This is a genomic window from Candidatus Aegiribacteria sp., from assembly GCA_021108435.1.
In the GTDB taxonomy this organism is placed as follows: domain Bacteria; phylum Fermentibacterota; class Fermentibacteria; order Fermentibacterales; family JCC-6; genus Aegiribacteria.
Genome location: JAIOQY010000171.1, coordinates 1 through 24,146 on the forward strand (window position 1 = coordinate 1; position 24,146 = coordinate 24,146).

19 protein-coding genes are annotated in these 24,146 nt (G+C 46.7%); all 19 read left to right on the forward strand.

Translation table 11 applies throughout. The features are described from left to right. The coding region (locus K8R76_09565; GenBank protein MCD4848428.1) for a T9SS type A sorting domain-containing protein at nucleotides 1-857 on the forward strand (857 nt) is incomplete at its 5' end. An 8-nt stretch (nucleotides 858-865) separates the two neighbouring features. After that, nucleotides 866-1,627 carry an NAD-dependent deacylase gene (locus K8R76_09570; GenBank protein MCD4848429.1) on the forward strand — a complete coding sequence of 254 codons (762 nt, stop codon included), beginning with the start codon at nucleotides 866-868 and terminating at the stop codon, nucleotides 1,625-1,627. Then, a complete protein-coding gene (locus tag K8R76_09575; protein ID MCD4848430.1) occupies nucleotides 1,624-5,403 on the forward strand; it encodes a hypothetical protein in 3,780 nt (1,259 codons plus the stop codon). Before K8R76_09570 ends, K8R76_09575 begins: the two co-directional genes overlap by 4 nt. A gap of 2 nt (nucleotides 5,404-5,405) precedes the next feature. Further along, complete coding sequence (locus K8R76_09580; protein MCD4848431.1) at nucleotides 5,406-6,551, forward strand: hypothetical protein; 1,146 nt, start codon at nucleotides 5,406-5,408, stop codon at nucleotides 6,549-6,551. Nucleotides 6,552-6,898: 347 nt separating this feature from the next. After that, nucleotides 6,899-9,679 carry a pyruvate, phosphate dikinase gene (gene ppdK, locus K8R76_09585; GenBank protein ID MCD4848432.1) on the forward strand — a complete coding sequence of 927 codons (2,781 nt, stop codon included), beginning with the start codon at nucleotides 6,899-6,901 and terminating at the stop codon, nucleotides 9,677-9,679. 51 nt (nucleotides 9,680-9,730) lie between these two features. Continuing rightward, nucleotides 9,731-12,151: a diguanylate cyclase gene (locus tag K8R76_09590; GenBank protein MCD4848433.1), complete on the forward strand. Its 2,421-nt coding sequence runs from the start codon at nucleotides 9,731-9,733 to the stop codon at nucleotides 12,149-12,151. A gap of 37 nt (nucleotides 12,152-12,188) precedes the next feature. Beyond that, nucleotides 12,189-13,295, forward strand: coding sequence for a DUF362 domain-containing protein (locus tag K8R76_09595; GenBank protein MCD4848434.1), 1,107 nt, complete (start codon nucleotides 12,189-12,191; stop codon nucleotides 13,293-13,295). Nucleotide 13,296: 1 nt separating this feature from the next. Next, the gene (locus tag K8R76_09600; protein ID MCD4848435.1) at nucleotides 13,297-14,211 is read left to right on the forward strand and encodes a hypothetical protein; all 915 of its coding nucleotides are present in this window, start codon (nucleotides 13,297-13,299) and stop codon (nucleotides 14,209-14,211) included. Beyond that, nucleotides 14,208-15,338 (forward strand): DUF362 domain-containing protein, encoded by a 1,131-nt coding sequence (locus K8R76_09605; GenBank protein MCD4848436.1) that lies wholly within the window; start codon nucleotides 14,208-14,210, stop codon nucleotides 15,336-15,338. The genes K8R76_09600 and K8R76_09605 overlap by 4 nt, the downstream gene beginning before the upstream one ends. Nucleotides 15,339-15,350: 12 nt before the next feature. Beyond that, nucleotides 15,351-16,346, forward strand: coding sequence for a glycerol-3-phosphate dehydrogenase (locus K8R76_09610; GenBank protein ID MCD4848437.1), 996 nt, complete (start codon nucleotides 15,351-15,353; stop codon nucleotides 16,344-16,346). Between the two features lie 29 nt (nucleotides 16,347-16,375). After that, the gene (locus K8R76_09615) at nucleotides 16,376-17,449 is read left to right on the forward strand and encodes an aminotransferase class V-fold PLP-dependent enzyme (protein MCD4848438.1); all 1,074 of its coding nucleotides are present in this window, start codon (nucleotides 16,376-16,378) and stop codon (nucleotides 17,447-17,449) included. Between the two features lie 5 nt (nucleotides 17,450-17,454). After that, nucleotides 17,455-18,639 (forward strand): family 10 glycosylhydrolase, encoded by a 1,185-nt coding sequence (locus K8R76_09620; GenBank protein ID MCD4848439.1) that lies wholly within the window; start codon nucleotides 17,455-17,457, stop codon nucleotides 18,637-18,639. Further along, nucleotides 18,636-19,415, forward strand: coding sequence for an MBL fold metallo-hydrolase (locus K8R76_09625; protein MCD4848440.1), 780 nt, complete (start codon nucleotides 18,636-18,638; stop codon nucleotides 19,413-19,415). Before K8R76_09620 ends, K8R76_09625 begins: the two co-directional genes overlap by 4 nt. Then, the gene (locus K8R76_09630) at nucleotides 19,412-19,939 is read left to right on the forward strand and encodes a hypothetical protein (protein ID MCD4848441.1); all 528 of its coding nucleotides are present in this window, start codon (nucleotides 19,412-19,414) and stop codon (nucleotides 19,937-19,939) included. Before K8R76_09625 ends, K8R76_09630 begins: the two co-directional genes overlap by 4 nt. Then, on the forward strand, nucleotides 19,936-20,589 hold the full coding sequence (locus K8R76_09635) for a hypothetical protein (GenBank protein MCD4848442.1): 654 nt from the start codon (nucleotides 19,936-19,938) through the stop codon (nucleotides 20,587-20,589). The genes K8R76_09630 and K8R76_09635 overlap by 4 nt, the downstream gene beginning before the upstream one ends. Before the next feature lie 17 nt (nucleotides 20,590-20,606). Continuing rightward, nucleotides 20,607-21,602, forward strand: coding sequence for a calcium/sodium antiporter (locus K8R76_09640; GenBank protein MCD4848443.1), 996 nt, complete (start codon nucleotides 20,607-20,609; stop codon nucleotides 21,600-21,602). 4 nt (nucleotides 21,603-21,606) lie between these two features. Beyond that, nucleotides 21,607-22,698: a 3-dehydroquinate synthase gene (locus K8R76_09645; GenBank protein ID MCD4848444.1), complete on the forward strand. Its 1,092-nt coding sequence runs from the start codon at nucleotides 21,607-21,609 to the stop codon at nucleotides 22,696-22,698. A gap of 7 nt (nucleotides 22,699-22,705) precedes the next feature. Beyond that, the gene (tatC, locus tag K8R76_09650) at nucleotides 22,706-23,419 is read left to right on the forward strand and encodes a twin-arginine translocase subunit TatC (GenBank protein MCD4848445.1); all 714 of its coding nucleotides are present in this window, start codon (nucleotides 22,706-22,708) and stop codon (nucleotides 23,417-23,419) included. Then, nucleotides 23,416-24,146: glycosyltransferase family 2 protein (locus K8R76_09655; GenBank protein ID MCD4848446.1), on the forward strand; the 731-nt coding region annotated here is incomplete at its 3' end. The genes tatC and K8R76_09655, both read left to right, overlap by 4 nt.

The window sequence follows — 24,146 nt, forward strand, 5'->3', positions numbered from 1 at the left end:
CTATAATAGAGTATCTGCGTTACGGATCCAGTGTCTACCAGGGATTGGTTACAGGAACCGGGGGAGATTTCTCGGTTCCGTTCTTCATGCCCGTACAGGCTGATACCGGATCTTTCTCTCGCGGCAGTGCTGTTGGAATCACGAATGAGCTTACAGAAGTTGCGTTCCGCGAATGGGTTTCTGTTGTGGATAATGGAATCTATGCAAATGACTCACTGCCCCCTGAACTGGAATTATGGATTGAGGGTCACAGAGGAGAAGATGATCCTGTTTTACACGGAGACGGTGTACTCAGAGCTTCTGCTTCTGATTCCAGCGGTATCTGCTCGATGGGTGGCGGTGCAGGACGATCAATACTTATGAGTCTGGATTCGCAGGGGTTCGATATCAGCAGATACTTCACGTATCGACCTGACAGCCATACTCATGGTGAGATAGAATACGCTCTTCCCGAACTGGCAGATGGATCTCACAGGATTATTCTCGTCGTATGGGACGGCATGGGCAATTCAACACGGGACACTCTTGATTTTACGACTACCGGATTATCAGCCGAGCTTCTTTCTTCCGTTTTTGTATATCCCAACCCTGGGTCAGGGCAACGCTGTTTCAATTTTGAAACCGCAACATCAGGCACAGCCAGGATCACGGTTTATACGGTTTCCGGGAGAGCAATATGGAGAAAGACAGTGTCCTGTGACGAGGGATATAATCAGATTATGTGGAATGGTCTTGATACTGACGGCGATGAACCAGCATCGGGAGCTTACATCTTCAGAATTGAATTTTCCAACACTGAAGGTGCCTCAGGCTCGGTCACCGATGTTCTTGCTGTCATTCGCCAATCAGGCCGATGAGAGTGACAATGACAGGACTATCCTCAGAGAAATTGATCGATGAAGCCATAGAAATGCTGGCAGGCGCGGAGATGCCTGTTATTTCCACCGGAGCCGGGATGTCCAGCGAAAGCGGAGTCCGGACTTTCCGCGGTGAGGATGGCTACTGGCGTGAACACAGAGCAGAGGATCTTGCTTCGCCGGAGGGTCTCCGGAAAGATCCCGAACTGGTGTGGAAATGGTATGGAGAAAGGCTGAAAGCATACGAGGATATTCAGCCGCACGCAGGCTATCACGCTCTTGCACAGCTTCAGGAGCGAATCGTTCAATTACCGGTGGTGACGCAGAATGTTGACGGGCTTCTTCAGAAGGCAGGGCTGACTGACGTAACAGAACTTCACGGCAGCCTCAGAACCGCTTCATGTATGAACAGATGCGGATCGCCACCAATTCCAATTACAGAGGAGCTGTTTGAGAGTCTTCCACCTCGCTGTTCATGTGGAAGCATACTCAGACCCGATGTTGTGCTTTTCGGAGAACAACTTCCCGAGCAGGCAATGAGGAGAGCGTTCGACCTTGCTGAAAGCTGTGACCTTATGCTTGTTGTCGGAACATCCATGCTTGTCTATCCGGCAAGTTCTCTTCCTCTGTTCGTTCTTCGCAGGGGAATGCCTGTGATCGAGATAAATCCGGAGGAAACACCTCTTACTTCTCTGGCCGGAGTAATAAGTATTCATGATGCCGCAGGGCAGATTCTTCCGCTTCTGGTTGAGGGGGTATTACTCAGATGATTGCGATGTTTCTCTTTTGTACTCTTATTGCTCAATTCTCTCTTTCTTCGCCTGTTGATCCTGCGAGCGGTTACTCTACAGTTCTAGCTTTTAATAATCCGGAAACAGTCACGACTGAATATGGCAGTTACACCGTATTTGAAAATGCGGGATTAAGAGGTGTTCCAGGCGAACCTGTTCGTTCAGCTGTCACGCTTTTAATTCCTGTTCCTCCCGGCTCAGCCCCCCTGCTTCAATTCAATGCTTCAGGATACAGATCCACAGGTATGGAGGGGGAACAGGCCAGAACACCTGTTCTGGTGGGAGAAGGACTTGAAACCAGAGAGATCCCTGCTGAACCTCGTTCAGCTGTTGATACTCATGTTGTCCTTGAAGGAGTTATTCCCATTGCCGGCACTCAGATGGCTCAGATCAGCGTTTATCCGATATCAGGTGAAGATGCGAGTACTTATGCCTCCAGAATAGATCTTCGGATTTCATGGCAGTCGATTTCAGGGGGAATTCCGGTAGAACGTAACCGGCTTCTGAGGCTTATTGCTCCGACCGGTTCTTACTACTGGCCTGACAGAAATGTTGTCTCGGTTGATGATATTTTCTGGGGCAGGCCGTGGGCAAGGATTTCAATAGAGGAAACCGGTGGTTATATCTTTTCAGGCAGTGATCTGCAGAATGCCGGCTGTGAAGCCGTAGGATCTCCCTGCTCCTCACTCAGGTTGTTCACTGGTCCCGGCAGAATGTTCAGCCTGGAACCTGATGAGGAACACAATCTTTCAGAGGTTGCTTTTAAGGTTATCGATCAGAATAGCGATGGTGTCTTTGATCCGGAAGACACAATAGAATTCATCGGAAGGGGACTCAGTCGATGGGAATTAGCAGGTGAAGAACTCGCCAGACTTCAGCACAGGTATGCAACTCACAATGTATACTGGCTGACGTGGGGCGGAGAGGATGGTCTTCGAATGGGCGGGATTCCCGGAAATCCCGATTCTTCACCCGAATGGGGAGAGAGCATTCGATCGGATATATGGTTGCGGGAGGAGCACATATGGAATCCCGCAAAGGAAACACACACAGGCTGGGTATGGGAAACCACCACGGAAGGCGGGAGCATTACCGTGCCATTCCAGGTGGAGAGCCATGGCTCCGGAAGCAGTGTAGAAGTCGCTCTTGTCATGGACAGTTCTCAATTACACGAGGTTGCACTGTATCTTGATGGAACAGAAATACTTACCGAATCATGGTACGGCTCAGGCGAACGATTGCTTCTGGTTGAAGACCTGCTTTTGTCAGGATCATGTTCTCTGGAAATCAGATTTATTGATGACGCGGGTGACGGCACAATGGGGCTGGCTTCGGTGCATGTCGAGTATCCGGCGCTTCCGGGAACTGTATCCGGAACGCAGTTATTCCCTTCAAGAGAGAAAAGAGGCAGGTACAATTTCCGAGTCGGTGATGTTTCCTCTGGCTGCAGAGTATTCGATATATCGAGTTTTGATGCTCCGCTGCTTTTGAGCGGCACCGAGTACAGTACCGGACAACTTGATTATTTTTTTGAAGTTGACAGTTCCAGCGTTTTCATTCTCATGGATTCCGGGGATTGGCTTTCGCCTGATTCCATAAGATCCGCCGACCCTGGAAGGCTTGTTGGAACGGTGAAAGACGGTGACAGACTTTTCATTGTCCATCCATCGCTTTACGATGGAGTATGGGGAATGGTAACGCTGAGCAGTGGGGATGGAAACAATCCTGTTGTCGCATTAACTTCCGAAATCTATGATGAATTCGGACAGGGAGTTGCCGACCCCGGTGCGATAAGATCAGCAGTAAGGTGGGGAATTGACAGCTGGTCTTCCGGGCTTGCAGGAGTAATTCTCACAGGCGACGGGCACTATGATTTTCTTGGGTTTACAACTACCCAGCCTGTGATGATCCCGCCCTGGATTGTGCTTGGCACTTCTCAGGTGAACTGCGCGGATGATATATATGTTATGGTTCATGAAAATTCCGTCCTGCCTGAGATCCCAATTGCGCGAGTGCCGGTAGATAATCTGTCAGAGCTGGGAACATGCACGGCTAAGCTCCTCGGGTATTTGAGCGGTCAGAACCGCGGCACATGGATGAACAGAGCTCTTCTTGCAGCCGATGACGAATGGGGTCAGGGATCATCACAGAACGATATCGCTCATACGAATGATACCGAACGCATCGCTGAGGAAGTCCTTCCAAGGCACATAGACAGGGAGAAATTTTACCTTATAGAGTATCCATGGCCTCCCGGATCATGGCCTCCCGAAGGTCCTCATCCTGACAAACCGGAGGGAAGGGAAAGTTTCATTGAGACATTCAATCAGGGATTCGCGTTCATTATATATATGGGGCACGGCTCTGCCGGTCAGATAGCGCATGAGAAAATGATGCTGTCCGAGGATATTGACAGATTGACGAACGGATCAAGACTGCCGGTGTCATTCTGGTCGACCTGCAATGTGGGAGAATTCTATAATCCGGGTACCGACGCGATAGGTGAAGCAGTTGTTACTCATCCTGCAGGCGGATGTATTTCATCTGTTGCGGCAACCAGGGGAACTCACGGAAACAATAACTACAGCTACTTCAGAAGTATAGTTGATTCGCTTACTAACAATCCAGGGCTTTACGTTGGCGATGCCGTATGGCAGTCAAAACTAGCCATGTCCGGTATATACCACTCGAACAACAAGTTCTATATCATGTTCGGTTATCCTGAAATGCCGCTTCCTCTGCCTGAAGCAGACGGTTCTGTATCAGTGAACGGTGACACACTCAGAAGCGGAGAGTTCAACAGTATAGCCGGAAGCGGATTCCAGCAGGATGGGCTGGCTTTTCTTGAAATACTGGAATCTTCCTGGTACACGACATACACCTGTCTCGGCGGATCAGTAATTGAATACCTCAAGTACGGAGGCACCGCCTTCAGGGGAACGGAGACCGTCAGCAACGGAGAATTCGAGCACAACTGCTTTATTCCCCTTCAATCAACAACCGGTGATCTGGCAAGGATCGCTGCGACTGTTCTCTCCGGTGAGACTGATCTTTGCGGAGCTCAGGATCCAACCGTTCTGATCGAGGGTTTCCCCTCTGGAAATGACCTTGAAGGTCCTTCCGTTACTATGTGGCTCCGGGGTTACGATGGAGTTGAACATCCGGAAGTAACGGGGGATATAACTCTTGAAGCTGAGATAAGCGATTCCAGCGGGATCTGCCTTCTTGGAGGTTCAGGAAGGCAACTCAGTCTTTTCGTAGATGGTAATGGAAGTGATGTCAGCGCATGGTTCTCCTACAACCGTGGCAGTTCCACAGACGGCAGACTTACATATGAAATAGAAGCGCTTTCTCCAGGAGAGCACAGCATCATTCTCTGGAGCATTGATGGTGTCGGAAACAGTTCAAGGGATACACTGAACCTCAGAATTCTGGAAGATCAGGACCTCAGTATCACTGAAGCTCTTGTATATCCCAATCCAGGATACGGGCAAAGGTGCTTCAGCTTCAGAGTATCCGAGGATTCGGAGATAAGTATATCCATATTCACAGTTTCGGGAACGAAGATAGAGGAATTATCCACTACCTGCGCTCAGGGTTACAATCAGATTCTCTGGAACGGATTTGACCATGACGGTGATTCTATTGCCTCCGGTTCATATATTTACAGAATAGAGGCAAATGCTCTTGGATCTTCTGTTTTCAGCAGAACTGCTGCTGTAACCGGAATACTCGCTGTCACAAAGGAGGATTAATTTTGACCGAGCCATCTGATGACAAAATAGACTGGCTCTGGAGACAGGTTGAAAAAGCCAGGAAAGAGAACAATCATGAAATGGCAAGAGAAAGTCTTGAAAGACTTCTTGCCGACCCTTCTGTGAACGGAACATCTGATGAGGATCTCGCAAACCTCAATCTCAGTCAGCTTGACCTTGATGAAGGACGCTCCAGGGAAGCGGCACTGAGGCTTTCAAATTTCAAATGGCATGGTGTTCCCGGCCCTGCCGGATTACTGCTTACATCCGATGTTTATCTCAAACTTGAATGGTTTGAGCAGGCCAGGGAAGCACTTGAAGAGTATCTGGATATCCTGCCGGAGGATCTTGATGCCCGCAGGAAACTCGGGCTTGTTCACCTGATGCTTAACAACGATGAAGAAGCACAGCGCCTTTTGCTGGCAACAGCACGCAGGGAGAAATACCGTATACCTGCAACTCTTACTTATCTGGCCATGCTGGAAGCCAAGACCGGGCACATTGAAGAAAGCCTTCACCTGCTTCTTCAGGCAAAGGAGCTTGCTCCTCAGGATGAGAGGATCGAACATACACTTCTTCGAATAGAATCTCTCAGAGTCAGTCTGAAACGAAAAGCCCTCCATCATTATGACCTTCCAATTGAAGATCTGGTTGCGGGAATGGTAAGTGGAATGCTTGAACTCCATGGATATTCAAGGGAGAAATCCCGGCAGGCTCTTGATATCTGGAATTGCTTCTGTTCGGAAGTAACTCCCCGTGGCAGGAAGCCTGCCATATGGGCTGCTGCTCTTGAATACGCGGTGACAAAGCACGGTCCTCATTTCACTCAGAGGCAGCTTGCGCTGGAGTACGAGATATCTGTGTCACAGTTAGGTGAACACTACCTGGCAATCTCTGAAGCAGTCGACCTGGATTCAATTATCAGCACTGATCTGCTGGTGGAAACCGAGAAAGCCGGATCCGGCCTGTCAGGCCTTGTAAGAAGGGAAGAGATGTCGGAAGTAATCGCCCTGGTTGCAGGTAGACTTGATGAATTTGAAGGTCCCGGAGAAGTATGCTCCTGGGTGTTTGACAGGATCAAACCAATCAATGAAGGCGAACGGAGGGAAATAGAAGATTTCCTCAGCTTCCTCTGGAAAAGAAAATAAGGGTCAAACCTTGTATTTTGATATTATATCATATTATTTATATATACATGGTATTAAATCCACATAGCATCAATAACCGAATGTTATTATGTCAAATATGACTCTTATTTTTGAAAACGCATCCTAACAGAGATGGTCTTTGTGATTTCGCTGTTAATCTGAACACGTGATCCGTTAGAACTCTATTAAAGCCGGCTTTCCTGTCCGATTGATTTCTTTTCCATGTAAGACAGCCAAACGTGCGAACAGCTTCCCTCGATTTTACCTTAATATTGAATTCAAGCTCTAACCCTGATATATTACCTGTTCTGTGATTATTAGGCAATCTACTAAATGAAAGGTTCTGTATGAATTCCGTTAAGTATGTCTATTTCTTTGGTGGAGATGAAACCGAGGGTAACCGCACTCAGAAGGAGCTTCTCGGAGGTAAGGGCGCTAACCTGGCCGAGATGACGAAACTTGGACTTCCTGTACCTCCTGGATTTACGATATCAACTGAAGCCTGTGCAGGATATTATAACGTTGGAGATGAAGGAAGCTGGCCTGATGGACTGGAACAGCAGATTCGAGAGAAACTTGCTCAGTTGGAAAAAATAACCGGAAAGAAATTCGGATCCGGAGAAGATCCGATGCTTGTATCTGTAAGGAGTGGTGCAGCTGTTTCAATGCCGGGTATGATGGATACGGTTCTTAATCTTGGTCTTAATGATGAGTCCATTGAAGCAATCACTCAAAAAACGGGTAATCCAAGGTTTGTCCTTGATGCCTATCGCAGATTTATTCAGATGTTTGGTGATGTTGTAATGGAAATCCCGCATCACTCATTTGAAGCAGTGCTTGAACGGATGAAAAGAAGTAAAAACGTTGATCTGGACACTGACCTGACCACTGAAGATCTGAAGGAAGTCGTAAAGGAATTCAAGAACATTTACGATAAACAGATCGGCAAACCTTTTCCTGCTGATCCCTGGGATCAGCTGAGGCTGTCAATCGACGCTGTATTCGGATCCTGGAATAACACCAGAGCAAGACGATATCGTCAGATTAATGATATTACCGGGCTAGTCGGTACTGCTGTGAATGTTCAGACCATGGTCTTCGGGAATATGGGAGAAGACTCCGGTACAGGTGTCTGCTTTACAAGGAATCCCGCAAACGGAGAAAACATTTTCTACGGTGAATATTTGATGAACGCGCAGGGTGAGGATGTCGTTGCAGGCACCAGAACACCCAAGCCCATTTCAACTCTTCGAGACGTTAATGAAGCCGCATACGAAGAGCTGCTTTCAATCAGAACTGTACTTGAGGATCATTATCTCGACATGCAGGACATTGAGTTTACCATCGAAGAGGGAAAACTCTATCTCCTGCAGACCAGAACAGGTAAGAGAACGGTATTCGCCGCTTTGAATATTGCCGTCGATATGGTAAATGAAGGTTTGATAGATAAGAAAACTGCGCTGAACAGAATTCCAACCAGCGCATTCAATCAGCTGTTTGCTCCGATTCTTGACAAAAAGAGCAAGGAACATGCGGATTTTCTAACAACCGGTCTGAACGCTTCTCCAGGTGGAGCGTGCGGTCGAGCTGTCTTTACCGCTGATGATGCGGAAGAATGGGAATCAAGGGGAGAGGATGTGATTCTCTGCAGAAAGGAGACAAGTCCTGAAGATATCGGTGGAATGTCGGTGTCGAAGGGAATTATCACTTCAAGAGGAGGCATGACATCTCATGCAGCAGTTGTTGCCAGGGGAATGGGGCTTCCATGTGTTGCCGGAGCCAGCAGCCTCAGTGTTGACAGCGCGTCTAAGAAGATGGTCTGCGAAGGAAAAGAAATTGTCGAAGGTGATCTAATAGCACTTGATGGTTTCACAGGTGAATTATTTGCCGGTGAAGTAGAAGTCCGGCCTTCGGAGATATTGAGCATTTCCATGGGTGATGGTGATCCTAATGAATCAAGGCTTTATTTGAATTACTCGATTCTTATGGACTGGACCGATGAATTCAGAAGAATTGGTGTTAGAACGAATGCCGAGACGGCAAAGGATACAAAAACCGCTGTTGATTTTGGAGCAGAAGGTATAGGTCTCTGCAGAACAGAGCACATGTTCTTTGAAGGTGAAAGAATTGTCTCCTTCAGGAAAATGATACTGGTTGCGGAAGAAGTGAAAAGCCTTCGGGAGAGAATTGCTACTTTTGAGGATTCTTCCAGTCTGGAGAACGAACTCGAAGCTCCTCTGGCAGATTACAACGAAGCAATAGAAGAATTACTGCCTCTGCAGCGTGGAGACTTCATCAGGATATTCGGGGAACTTGATGGTCTTCCGTGCACGATTAGACTTCTTGATCCACCGCTTCATGAATTCCTGCCTCATGACAGTCAGGGGCAGCTTGAAATGGCCAGAGAGATGGAAGTGCCGATAGAGAAGATTCAGAGAACCGTTGAAAAGCTTCATGAATTCAATCCAATGCTTGGTCACAGAGGATGCAGGCTTGGTTTGACATACCCGGAAGTTTCCGATATGCAGGTAAGAGCTATTATGGAAGCAGCCATCGAGGTAAAGAAAAACGGTACTGAAGTTCTGCCTGAGATCATGATACCGCTGGTAGGACATCCACGGGAACTGGAGATCGCTCGCATTCGTGCGCAGGAGGTGATAGATACTGTCTTTAAAGAAAAAGATTTAACTGCTGATTTCATTAAATACAGTATAGGCACAATGATCGAAGTACCCCGCGCTGCTATTGATGCAGCCAGAATAGCTGAATATGCAGATTTCTTCAGTTTTGGCACAAACGATCTTACACAGATGGCTTGCGGATTCTCAAGAGATGATGCAGGCGCTTTCCTGGGTGATTATGTCAGGATGGGCATTTATGAAAAGGATCCCTTTACATCCATTGATGTCAATGGAGTAGGCAGATTAGTCGAAATTGCAGTAAAAGAGGGAAAGAGAGTAAAACCTGACATAAAGATTGGTGTCTGTGGAGAGCATGGCGGAGATCCCGCATCGATCTGGTTCTTTAACTCGATTGGATTGGATTATGTATCCTGTTCACCATTCAGGGTTCCGATTGCAAGACTGGCTGCAGCTCAGGCAGCAATTGACACCGGAACGCAGGACTGATTCGATATTGATCGTGATTCTTCATGATTAGCCTGGAATGATATTTAGCTGATGCCAGGGAAAAAAACAGTTCTAATTGCGGATAATGATGCAGGACTGCTGCAGATACTTGGGAAAGTATTGAGGCTTGAAGGCTACGATGTAAAAACGTGCAGTACAGGAATTGAAGTAATTTCCAGAGCTGCTTCCTCGAATCCTTCACTGGTTGTGTGCGGATACTTTTTACCTATGCTGGATGGACTGAGGGTGTGCCGGTATCTTAAAGGGGAATCTCTTACATCTGAAGTTCCCTTTCTTTTATTGACACCCGGATTGGATGCTTCCCTTCGCTTAAGAGCTGAGTGGGCTGGAGTTGACAGGATCGAAGAACTTCCTATTCGACCTGAAGCGTTCTTATCGATCTGTGAAACTCTTATGGAGAAAGTCTCTTCATTTGTAAATTACCATCTTGAAAGAAGTAATCCTCCTGACAGAGAGGCTATACTGAATAAACTCTGTGGTTATCTGGAGAACAGAGTAAACAGACTCGAGGCAACATGGAAACTGACTGAAGAGCTTGGTAGAACCATGAGCGTCAGGGATATATTCAGAAGAATGGCCAATGGAGTACTTACAGGGCTTAGTTTTGACAGAGTCTGGGTTAGCAGATATCTCTCTGAAACGGATGAACTTGTCACTGAAGTTGCATTGGGAAGAAACCTGACCGATATTCCAAAATCTCTTCATGTCCGTGAATACCATGATCTTCCAGCAGGAATTGCCATTCGGGAGCTTCGCCAGATTCAGTCCAGTGAAGTTGATATAGCTGATGAGAGAATGTGGTGGACAGGCTCGAAGGATTATATAGATACACCACTTATTGCGGCAAGACGTCCAATTGGTCTTATAAGATGTGATAGATACGTGACTGGAAGAAAGATAGAAAGCACTGATCTGGAAGCGTTAAGGCATTATGCCGTACATACAGCAGAAGCTATTCTTAATGCGACTGTCCTGGAAGAAGTGACTGATGAGCGGGAACATATGTCAGCTATTATGAACAGTCTGGATTCAGGAATCCTTGTTGTTGATAATTCCGGTTTCCTTCTTCAGGTTACTTCAAGAGCATGCAAATTATTTGGCAAGATCGCGAACGATCTTATAGGCAAGAGATTAAGGGAAGTGCTTCCTGTTCTGATATCAGATAAAGAGAATTCTTTCAGTACTACTCTAGAAGAGGAAAGACCCATACTCAACAGACAGATTCATGTCGGAAAGGTTGGACAGGAAGATCAGGTGCTGAATGTAAGCTACATACCATTTCAGCGTGCAGATCATTTCGCCGGTGTTGTCATTATGACGAATGATGTCACAGAGGAATATACGCTCAGAGAGAATCTCAGAAAAATGAATGAGGAACTTGAGACTATTTCTGTGATCGGAAGGGAATTGAACTCAACACAGGATTTAGAGAAAATATGCCGTGAAGTCACATCGGCTCTGCGGAGGTTTTTCCCTTCAGAAGCTGTTGCTGTTTTTCTCGCTGAAGGAAATAGAGATGATTTGATTCCCCATTCACTCAAGGTTGCCGTAACCTCGGGATACGATTCGGAGAATGATCCTACAGGCCTTACTATCCGAATCAGAGAACAGATTGCATTGGGCAGAATGAAGTCCGATAGTAAATTGTCCTCCGGAGTCGTTGCCGCTTCTACCTCATCTCGGAAACCTGTCAACATTCAACAGACCAGAGAAGATATAAGGTATGTGGAAAACATCGGCAGCACAAGAAGTGAACTCGCTGTTCCCATGATAGTGCAGGATCGGGTAGTAGGAGCCATTGATATTCAGAGTCCTATCTCAGGGAGGTTTTCTGCAGAGTCCGAGCGTATCGTTGTTGCCCTTGCGAATCATGCGGCAACAGCAGTGGAGAACGCGATGCTGCATTCCAGAATACTGGAACTTGCAAGAAAGGACAGGCTTACAGGTCTTGGTAATCTTCGATTCTTCGAAGAAAAACTTGAAGATGAATTCAGGCGGACTGACAGATCCAGTTTTCCTTTCTCTCTTATAATGATGGATATTGATGACTTCAAACATTACAATGATTCATGGGGTCACCCTATGGGCAACACACTGCTTACTACAGTAGTAAAAGCAATGTCTGAAGCGATTCGAGAAGTCGATATTCTTATCAGATACGGTGGTGAAGAGTTTGTCTGTATTCTTCCATTTACAAATGAGAGAGAATCCGTTGAAATTGCTGAGAGGATAAGAAAAAGAGTGGTTGAGTCCTCTTGCCGAATTCCTCACTCTGAACAGCAGCCTCAAGGGAAAGTCAGTATCAGTCTTGGAGTTTCAACATACCTTACTGATGTGAGAGACAGGGATATGCTGCTGAAGTACGCCGATCAAAGGATGTACATGGCAAAAAGAGCAGGTAAGAACAGAGTTGTTGCCCCTGCCCTCGGGAATTGCCAGTTCGGTGGATGATTCGGAACATGCAACATGATAATTCCTGAAGGATATTATGACATATGACGTAGTTCTCAAAGCGGGATTTGAATCGTACGACAGAAGCAAACTGATTAATGCGATTTCAACGATGCTTGAACAGGCTGGAGGATGGCCGGATTCTGTTGTTCCGGGTGCTGAAGTTCTTCTAAAGGTTAATATGCTCTCGGCGAAATCACCCGAAAAAGCGATAACAACACATCCTGAGGTTGTCGCCGCGATGGTTATACTGCTGCGCAATGAGGGGTGTACTGTTGTTGTAGGAGACAGTCCCGGCGGAGCTGTAAAAGGAGTTGAGAGATACTGGAAGAACTGCGGGTATTCAAGGATTGCTGAAGAACTCGGATTTGAACTGGTTAATTTTGAAAAAGCGGGATGCGTTCGAAAGACAATCATGGGCAGAACATACGACATCGCAAATCCAGTTCTGGAATGTGATGTATTGATAAATATGTGCAAGTTCAAAACACACGGACTCTGCAGGCTGACCAATGCGGTAAAAAATGCTTTTGGCGCGATTCCGGGACTTGGGAAAGCTGTACTGCACAGTTACGGAATACGACCTGTTGATCTATCGGAATACCTTGTGGATATCTATGAGATTGTCGACTTTGATTTAACTGTTATGGATGCGATTCTTGCTATGGACGGGAAGGGGCCAAGTACTGATGGAACCCCCAGATGGGATGGTTTGCTTGGCCTTTCGCGGGATGGTGTCTGTCTTGATATGGTTATGACTGAACTGGCCGGCATTGATCCTCTTAAACTCTATACGAACAGAATTGCCCGGGATAGGGGTCTTGGGAAGCCGATAGAAGAGATCTCTGTATATGGATTAGAAGAATGTGCGCTTGAGAATTTCAGAGTACCCGGTGAAAGCTTCTATAATCTGCTTCCTTCATTCCTGGGTGGAATAGCGAGAATGCTTTTCAAGAGACCACCTGTATCTACGGAGAAGTGTACCGGTTGCGGAGTCTGCGCAAGGGGTTGCCCGACAAACGCGATAATCATAAAAGATGAAAGAGCAGTGATGGATCGCCGTAAATGCATCATGTGCCTCTGCTGTCATGAACTGTGCCCGGAGCAGGCTGTAAAAGTTCGAATTCCTTTTGGCAGGAGCTGAGATGGAAAAACGGAAAAAACCTTCACTGGCTCACAGAATTGAGTATGCGCTTGTGCGGATCATCGTTTTTATGGTTGGTCTTCTGCCAATAAGGTGTGCTCTGGCACTGGGCGCATTCATGGGATGGTTCGCATGGAAAGTTTTGCGAATAAGAAAAAAAATCGTACTTGTAAATCTTGAACTTGCTTTTCCTGAAAAGTCACCTGAGGAACTTAATAGAATTGCACTTCTATCCTATGAAAATTCAGGGCGTTTCATGATTGAATATGCACAACAGTGGAAAATGGATCAAAGTTATATAGAAAAACATGTCATTATAGATAATCCTGAAGCTCTTGAAGTTCTCCTTCGACAAGAGGGAGCGATAATCATAACAGGGCATTTCGGTAACTGGGAACTCTTCGGTATTGCAAACAGGTATCTTCTTGGAGATGTTGCTTTTCTTGTAGGACGACAGAGCAACAGCCTGGTTGATGGATTTATCAATCATATGCGTTCCATGCACGGAATAGAATTGTACAATCGGAGAGCAGCGGTAAAAGGCGTATTATCATCGATGAAACGGGGGGGATACGTTTGCTGGCTTTCAGATCAGGATGCAGGGGAAAGTGGAATAATCGTTGATTTTCTCAATTACCCCGCTTCCACTCCGAGAGGAGCAGCGGCATTTTCCGTAAAACTTGGAGTGCCGGTTATTCTGGCGGCGCTGCTCCGAATCGGGAAAGGTCCTGATCACAGGCTTGTGATAAGGGAACCAATACGTCCTGAGGGAGATATTCCAAGGGAAGAAGCAGAAAAACGGATTACACAGCAATATACGCTTGAACTTGAAAGATTGATAAGAGAAAACCCGGAACTCTACTGGTGGGCGCATCGAAGATGGAAAACCACTGGATTGTATAAGGATAGAATATGAAAAGTAAAGTCGCTGTGCTGAAAACATCACCAGATACCGTTCTGGAGGATTATCACAGGCTTCTCGAAAGCATTGATTATCTGGATTTCCTGGATAAGAACCAGGACGTTCTGCTTAAGATAAATGTGTCATGGCATCACTGGTATCCAGCCTGCTCCACGACATCTTGGCAGCTTGATGGTGTGATAAGAAGCCTCCTGAAGGATGGTTTCAGTAAAGATCAGCTCGTTTCCACCCACAACAGGACCGTTGTTGTCAGTGATAAGAAAGGTGAAATTAAAAACCATCTCAGGCAGGTCGATGAAGACCTGCATGGAATTCGAAAGGTCAGACTTTACGAAAAACCGGTGAAATGGGTTGAATTCAAACCGGACAAGCCTTTCAGAGTACTTGGAAAGATCTTCCCTGATGGTGTAAAAGTTCCGGACATCCTCATAGGAAAGAATATTATTCATCTTCCAACAATGAAAACACATGTATTTACAACAATCACAGGCGCGATGAAGAACGCTTTCGGGGGTCTGCTCAGCGAGCGTCGCCACTGGACACACAGTGTCATACATGAGACCCTTGTTGATCTTCTCAGAATACAGAAGGAGATACATCCCGGTATTCTTGCAGTAATGGATGGAACATTTGCCGGAGAAGGACCCGGTCCGAGAGCGATGATTCCCCATGTTAAGAACTATATCCTGGCTTCCGCGGATCAGGTGGCAATTGATGCGATTAGCGCGAAAATGCAGGGGTTTGATCCGATGAAACTGGATTTCATAAGGCTTGCTCACGAAGAAGGACTCGGAGTTGGAGATACGGCAGAAATCGAGATTGTGGGAGAAGACATCTCAAAGGTGAACTTCCATTTTATGCAGACAGAGACTTTCGCAAGCAGAGGTCAGAAGGCTATCTACCACGGCTGGCTGAAACCTCTGGAGAATATCCTGCTCAGAAGTCCAATTGTTCCATGGTCTTTTTACGCGAGCAGGTTATATCATGATGTGTTCTGGCTGAATATTGTTGGTAAGAAAAGAATCAAGGAAGCTCTCGCGACTCCGTGGGGAGAGCTTTTTAAGAAGTATGCTTCAGTTGAAACCATACCGGATTCTAAAGGGATCGAAAGTGGAGAGTAAACCATAATGCCGATTAAGCAGGCAGTTCTCGGATGCGGGAGATGGGGAAGTTTTCATCTCTGGTATGGATCCAGAGTGGGAAATACAATGCTTGGCTGGGAACCCGCATACGCGCCTGCGTTCCGAGAGCTTCAGAGAACCGGGGAAAACAGGTATCTCAAGCTTCCCGATTCTGTTCGTTTGACCACAGAACTTGCAGAAGTATCCGCCTGTGACTTAATAACTGTAGCGGTTCCCGCTCAGGAATTCAGAAAACTTGCATCAATACTATCCGCAATTGATCTGTCAGGTTCAGATATCATTCTCTGCATGAAGGGTATAGAAAAAGTAACCGGATTGAGAATGTCCGAAATCGCTGATCAGGAAGGACTGAATCCACGAAGCCTTTCTGTCTGGGTAGGGCCGGGACACCCGCAGCAATTTGTAGCTGAAGTACCCAGTTGCATGATTATTGCATCCGGTAGTGATGCTGATGCTATTCGCATATCCAGGCTGATGAGCAGTGATCTGATACGATTCTACTGGACTCGCGATATGATCGGCTGCGAAGTGGGAGCTGCTGCCAAGAACGTTATTGGAATAGCAGCTGGAATTCTTGACGGGCTCAATATGTCAGGTCTCAAAGGCGCTCTCATGGCTCGCGCGCCACAGGAAGTTGCCAGGCTTGTTGCAGCCATGGGCGGTGACTGGAGAAGTGTGTACGGGCTTTCTCATTTAGGTGATTACGAGGCTACCCTGTTTTCTCCATTCAGTCACAACAGGATATTCGGAGAAGCGTTCGCATGTGGAACCGCCGAAGGCATATCGGAATTGGCAGAGGGAGTGGACACATCTTATGCCATGATGACACTCGCTGACAGATACGGTGTTGATATGCCTATTACAGGTACTGTCAGGAGAATACTTAATGGAAACTGTCCAATCATGGAAGCCATTAGTGAACTCTTCACAAGACCAGAGAAGGAAGAATTTCCGGAGAGTTTCACGAAGACGGGAGTAATAGACTGAACAGAATTACGTACCTTGATCATCTTACTTTGACACCTGTCAATGAAAAAGCAATCAAAGCGTCCACCGCGATGATAAAAAAAGGATATGGTCATCGCCGCAGTAGCAATATACCTGGAAGAAAAACGCAGAAATTCGTGGAAGAAGCAGATACTCTGATTGCTGAATTCGTAGGTGGTGCAAGAACGCTGTTCTATTACGATGGTGGAGTTGCAAACGGTCTTTCCGTCCTTTCCATGGGAAGGCAGGCAAGGGAGAAAAACAGGAAACATATAATTTCATCTCCGGTTGAACACTCTTCTATCAACACAGCTCTCAAGATGCTAAGAGGAGAGGGATACAGCATCACCATTCTTCCTATCGATAATGATGGCAGGATTAGTTCTGAGTCATTGAAGGATGCGATGAATGATGAAACCGGACTTGTAACCATTGCCTGGGCAAACAGTATTTCAGGCATTATTCAACCAGTTGAGGAACTCTCTGCAATAGCTCATTCGAATGGGGCTCTTTTTCATTCCGATGCCTGTAATGCGGCCGGTAAGATCGAGATTGATCTGTCCAGTACTGATATAGACGCAATTACTGTTTCTTCGCAGAAAATAGGCGGACCACCCGGAGCAGCAGCAATTGTAATAACTGATTCTGATCCCTGGTTAATGTGTAATGCTCCTGAATTCTCCTGTATGATGAATATTCCCGGAATCTCCGGAATGACCGCTGCTATTGATATTATCAACACCGGTATTGTTCCCAGAACAAGGATCGTAAATCAGCTCCGAGCAGATCTGCTTGACGGTCTTGACTATAACGGAATTAAATACTCCATCATCGGAGATTCCACAGATAATCTTCTTCCGGGAACAGCTTTGCTGAGTATGAGGAAAGCACCCGATAGATTCCATGCGAAGCTGGAAGATGCAAATATCGTTCTTCCATCGCACAATTCCTCAGAGAGGCTTGCCTATCTGGAGAGTACAGGCAGAGACATATCCAATCCTGACAGATATCTGGGATTTTCAATCAGCCCGGAGAATAATATTGTCGATATTGAGCATTTCATCAGGACTGTCTCCGAAATCTCTTTCGACAGCAGAAGGTGAGGAATATGAAGACAGGATTGCCAGTATTGCTTGCGGTCATGCTGATCTTCGCGGGATCAGTCCAGGGAACTGCTCCTTCATGTTCAAGCAGATACTTCTGGGTAGTGAGAGATGGACTGACCAGCCCTGAAGCGATAGATACACTCTTGGAGAATGCTGCTGAAGCTGGAGCAAATGGTCTTATTGTCCAGGTAGTAGGCAGAGCGGAAGCCTACTACGATTCCTCCATACTCCCACTGGCTGCTTTTCAGCAGGATTTCGATCCGCTTGAATACATTATATCGCGAGCTCGCCCGCGTGGAATGGAAGTTCATGCATGGGTAAATGCGTTTCTTGTGTGGTCAGCTCCGTCGCCGCCTTCTGATTCATCACATATCTGGCACTCCAACCCAGACTGGTTTATCGCTGATAAATACGGTCGATCAAGCAGATATTACTCGCGCACGGAATGTGAGGAAAATGGACTCGTGGGAGCTACTCTGTCTCCTGCAGTACCAGAGGTTCGTGAATTTATCGCGGATATTGCCGTTGAAATTGCGACTGAGTACAACGTTGATGGCATACATCTTGATTACATTCGCTATCCGAATCCCTCCTTTGGATTTGAGTCATCCTCAGTAGAAGCGTTCTATTTCACAACGGGAAGAGACCCGCTGGATCTCTTCAGACGGAACAGCGGCTCGGAAGAATTGTCTGAATTGTGGTCTCAATGGAAAATCAATCAGGTAACCATAACGGTGGAGACTGTCCGATCCGCTCTAAGGAGTGAATCACCGGAAACACTTCTGTCATGTGCTGTAATGGCTGATCCGTTCGAAGCTGCAAGCCATTATTCCTGCGACTGGAGATATTGGCTTTCTGCGGGACTTGTCGATTTTGTCTGTACGATGGTCTATACCACGAATGCATCGAAGGCAAGGGAACTGGCGATTCTCGGAACCGGAATCTGTCCTTCAAGAGTGGTTCATGGAATAGGTATTTACAATCAGTCGATTCCCTCTGCATTAATAGGTGCGCAGGAAGCTCTTGAGCGAGGATGCAGCGGTATCTGTGTGTTCAGCCTTAACTCACTGTCCTCGGACAGCACATGGATGCTCAGAAATTTCTGGGGCCGGACAGGGCATCCGGAGTATCCGATTGATTCAGCTGTATTTCATCGTGTTTCGAATGATGGAGGAGTTGAATTATGAGACTTGGCGTACTCGCCAGCGGCAGCAGGGGTAATGCTTTTACAGTGGAACATGACGGGGTTATGATTTTCATTGACGCGGGATTAAGCGGGAAGGTGCATACATCCAGACTTGTTGATTCCGGTTTTTCCGGTATAAATCCTCGAGCGCTTTTTGTCAGTCATGAACACTCGGATCATGTAAAAGGTGCAGGGGTGCTTTCGAGAAAGTGGGGGATTCCAGTTTTTGCCACAGAGGGAACATTAAACGCTTCCAGACATAGACTCGGTAAAATCCAGGAAATAAATGTATTTCCAAATGGAGCCAGTTTTGATTTTGGAGCATATTCGATAAGTGCGTTCAGTGTTGCTCATGACGCGGCCGATCCATCAGGATATGTAATTGAGTGGGATTCCGGCCGACTTGGAATTGCGACTGATCTCGGGCAGTCCAGTCCTCTGGTTAAGGAAAGTCTTTCCGGATGTACTGCACTTGTTCTGGAATTCAATCATGATGAAGATATGCTCTGGGAAGGAAATTATCCATGGAGCCTGAAACAGAGGATAGCATCAACCACCGGTCACCTTTCGAATCAGGCTGCCGCAGAGTTGCTTGGTTCGGTTAGTCATAAGAATCTGGAAGTATGTGTTCTGGCGCATCTGAGTCAGGAGAACAATCTTCCAAGTCTGGCGGAAAACGCATTAAGAAAAGTAGCGGGAGAATCATTGAAAATCCTGACCGGTATGCAGGATATGGCACTGCCTGCTCTGGATTTACAAGGAGGTAGGTTGCATTGAGATACGCCATGATACTGACATTTGCTGCCATGATAGCATGCGCAGCCATCGATATTGAACTGGTCGCGACAGGAGGTCCGTCATTTCCCACCGGTCAATGGGGAAACAGTTTGAGTACCGGAGTGGATATCGGATTGTCCGCGTCCTGGATAATCACGCCTTCCCTGAAAGTGGGAGGTGGGATCAATGGAAGTGTGTTCGGAAGCACTGATCAGGGATCGGCATCTCTTACTCTCATGAAACCCGGGATAAACGCCGGTTATTACCTGAGACCCTGGGGTAATGTATTCAATCCGGGGATAGAGTGCGGATTCGGGATCTGCCGCAGTTCGCTTCGTAATGGTGATGGAGCTGATCCTGTATCCTGGGATCCTTTCTGGAGAGTCGGAATGAGATGGGATTTCAGCATGGGAGCAGGTTTCAGAGGAAGAGTGGGAACAGACTACTCCAGTGTGCTTGGTGAGAAAGAAACAGGTGATTCGTTCATTCTCCTTTTCGGTATTTCCAGGGAGGTGACATTATGAGAAAGTTACTGGTACCGATCCTGTCAATTGTGCTGATCGCGACATTGGTTGGCTGTGACAGGAACCCGCTGTTTTACAGGTTGGGTTCAGACTACTTTCCGATAAGCAGTATAGGCAGCCAGTGGGAGTATTCCATCAATGAAAGCGGCAGTCTGATTGTTACAGTTGTTGATCAGACAGAAGTCGGAGAAAGAGCATGCTACAGGGTTCTTTCAGGAGCGGACTACTCGTATTGGATTGACGGAGACGGTCAGCTTGAACATTACGAAGATCATCGGGTCATGTTCAATGGATATGAAGTTCCTCTGTATCAGGCATGGGTGACATGGCTGGAATGGCCTCTTGTTTCCGGATACACAAGAATTGACAGCATCTCAACATTTGCAGTCAGTCAGGGAGTCACTATAAGCCATGACTGGAAAAAGACTTCGACCGTGCTGGGAATTGAAACAAGTCCTGATGGAGAATGGTCGGATTGCTATCATATCCGTCAGTATGAGACAACTGTTAACTGGATACGAGTCAGCGGATTCAACCCTGAGACTACTACCGTAAGCAGACATATATGGCTTGCTCCGAATGTTGGAATGGTTTCCAGTTCCACAGCTGACAGCACACTGACTCTTGTAGAGTACAATTCGGGTGGATAGTTTTTTTTGCAGATAACATGATACAGCACTATCTATTTCTGATTGCCGGCTTCGTGCTTCTTGTAACAGGTGGTAATTACCTTATCAAGGGTGGAAGCAGGCTGTCCGCTCTTTTCGGTGTATCTCCTCTCCTGATAGGTCTTGGTATTGCAGCACTCGGGACCAGTGCTCCGGAAGCCGCTGTTTCAATCAAAGCAGCGCTCAGTGATCATTCGTCTGTTTCAATAGGGAATATTCTCGGAAGCAATATTGCGAATATTGGTCTCGCAATAGCTCTGTCCCTGCTGATATTTGGTATGCAGCATCGCCAGAGGAGAATATGGAAGGAAATAGTATTCAGTTTTCTTGCAACCTTACTTCTGCTCTTCCTGTGCACTGAACCACTTTCTACGGTGAAGACTTTCGGTTTAACCAGGTCAGGGGGCTTTATCCTCCTGTTTTTCTTCTTTGGTTATCTTTTCTACCTTTTCAGGATGGGCAGATCGGACAGGAAGAAAAGACTGAACAAAACGAAGAATTCCTGTAAGAACCTGCCTCTTGAATACGCCAGATCTATCGCGATGACAGCTGGCGGTATAGGTGGTGTTATTCTCGGGGGGGATTTCGTGGTGGATAGCGCAGTCCTGATCGCTGAATCCTGGGGAGTCACTGAAACTCTGATCAGTGTAACAGTTGTCGCTCTGGGAACTTCACTGCCGGAGATCATTGTTTCAGTAATTGCTGTACGAAAAAATCACTGGGACATGGCTCTGGGGAATATTGTTGGCAGCAATCTGTTCAATATCCTGTTCGTACTTGGTGCAACGGCTGCTATAAGACCAATGGATTTTCCAGAGTTCAATCAGATGGTGCTGCCTGATATTCTTGTTGTTCTGGGTATTACTGTCATGTTGCTCATGTTCATGATTTTTAAAGGAAAGGCAGGCAGTCCAGGAAGGACAAGAAGGATTGAAGGTGGAATAATGTTAATGGCATATATTTTGTACATTGCGTTCGTAATCGTACGGAGGTAACCCGATGAAGCATGATATGATGGATTTTATATGGCATATCAATGATCCAATGACAGTTATTCACACATATGCAGGCGCAGGTGCTGATGGATCGAACTGGATAAAGGAACTGACGGACGAGTGGAAGAATCCCTTTCTTGTTGTTGATTCTGAAGTTGGAAGACTGTGGAATCATCAGCTGCAAACTCTTTTTGCAGCCTCTTCCGGTCTTTATCTGATGGAAGCCACAGAGGAACTTAAAAATACATTTACGCTCGATCAGATATGGGGAAGCATGGCAGGAGCGGGAGTCCGGAGAGATACTCCTTGCATTGTAATAGGCGGTGGATTGACGTGTGATATGGGTGCAATGGCAGCATCAACTTATCTCAGAGGTTTGAAACTCATGCTCGTTCCAACCACACTTCTGTCAATGGTAGATGCATGTCTTGGTGGAAAAACCGGCGTGAACCTTGCCGGTGTAAAGAACCAGGCAGGTACTTTTTATCCTGCGGAGATGATCGTGATATCACCCGGATATCTTGATACACTCCCCGAGCGGGAATTCCGGAACGGTATGGCAGAAGCACTGAAGACCGCACTGATTGGTGATCCGGGAATCAGGATCATTATTCAGGAAGTGAGCGAAGCAGAATACCCATCGGATCGGATTCTCGAAATGATAGAAAGATGCCTGATCGTAAAAGGCGATATCGTCTCTGAAGATCTGCTTGAGAATGATTCAAGAATGCTTCTGAATCTTGGACATACAGTTGGGCATGTTCTTGAGAGTGCGAGTGAATTCAGACTGTCTCATGGGGAAGCGGTTGGTCTCGGCATGATTGCTGAAGCCGCTATTGCTGTCAGATTCGGAGGAAACAGTAATCTTCCGGATGAGATAAAGCACTTCCTGGAGTTCTGCGGTCTGCCAACCGAAATCCAGGGGATACCTTCTTCTGAAGTACTCGCCGGACTGCTTCAGCATGATAAGAAAACCCGAAGAAACGGAAGGATCTGGGCTCTCCCCTTTGACTGGGGTGACTGCAGGTTAACCCATATGACAAATGATCAGGAAGAGGAAATTCTTCCAGAGATCATGAGCTGTCTTAAAGCGTGAATCCAAATTGAAGAAAACCACCGAGGGCAGTTTCTGGGAGCACCTTGAGGAGATGAGGAAAAGGATATTCATTGTCCTTGGAGTGCTTGCGGGTTCTGTGATAGTATTCTTCCTGTTCAGCAGACAGCTGATGACACTGGTGCTCAGCCATGGTCCTGAAAGACTTCAGACTCTTGCCCCGGCTGAGGCTTTCTCGGCTCACCTCAATCTTTCGCTTACCGCAGGTATTATTATCTCTTCTCCGATAATATTCTATCAGTTCTGGAGATTCGTCTCTCCAGGATTGTACAGAAAGGAGAGGAAGACAGCTGTCAGGGCAGCAGTTGTCTCGGTTCTCCTTTTTCTTACGGGAGCTGCTTTCGCCTGGTTCCTTATGCTTAAACCGGTAATTGGCGTATTTCACAGTTTTGAAACCGGAAACATCACGGGAGACTGGAGCCTTGCTAATTATATCAGTTTCCTCGGCAGGTTCATTCTCCTTTTCGGCATCGCGTTTCAGCTTCCTGTTCTGGTGCTTATACTGGTGAGGATGGGGGTTGTAACTCCACATTCTCTGGCAAGATTCAGAAGACATATAATAGTGGGATTGCTTATCATAGCAGCTCTGCTGACTCCTCCGGATCCGCTGACTCAGATAATGCTTACCCTTCCTCTGTATATTCTATTTGAGTTGAGTCTGCTCGTGGCCAGAATGGGACGCAAAAGAAAAGAAATATCATGATGAACTCAAACAGAGGGTTGAATCCGGATGCAGAATCTCTCCTGGATGCATGTCCGGAGAGCGCTTCAACAGTTGAAATTATCATTCCCGTTTTTAATGAGGAAGGAATTCTGGAAAGTCAGCTTGTCCCGGTTCTGGAAATACTCCCTTCCGGATTTCAAATATCAGTAATCGAGAATGGGTCTACGGACAGCACAGCAGATCTGCTGCATGATCTCACCGCAAAGTATCCATCCCTGCATTCAGTTTCCCTTCCTGATCCGAATTACGGACTTGCCATGAAAACAGGCCTTCTAAAGGCTGAAGGGGAAATTATCATAATAGATGATCTGGATGTACTTGATCGTGATTTCTGGATTCGAGGTCTGAAACTGCTTGGATCCGACGATGTTGATTTCGTACAGGGCTCCAAGGTTCTTGCAGGAAAAGCTGATAAACGCCCCCTCGTTCGAAAGGCTGCGACTCTCACGCTGACATTTCTTCTCAGAACGCTGCTCGGATACGATGGAACGGATACTCATGGCCCAAAGGTAATCTGGAGAAAAGCCATAGAGGATATTCCCGCCCGATGCGGATTTGAACTGGATATGTTTCCCACTGAATTCGTAATCAGAGCGCAGCGCGCCGGAGTGAACATCCGTGAAATCCCCATTCATCTTAGAGAGATCCGGGCTACACCCCTGCCGTTGACAAAAAGAGTCCCAAGAGCACTGCGAGACATCTGGCG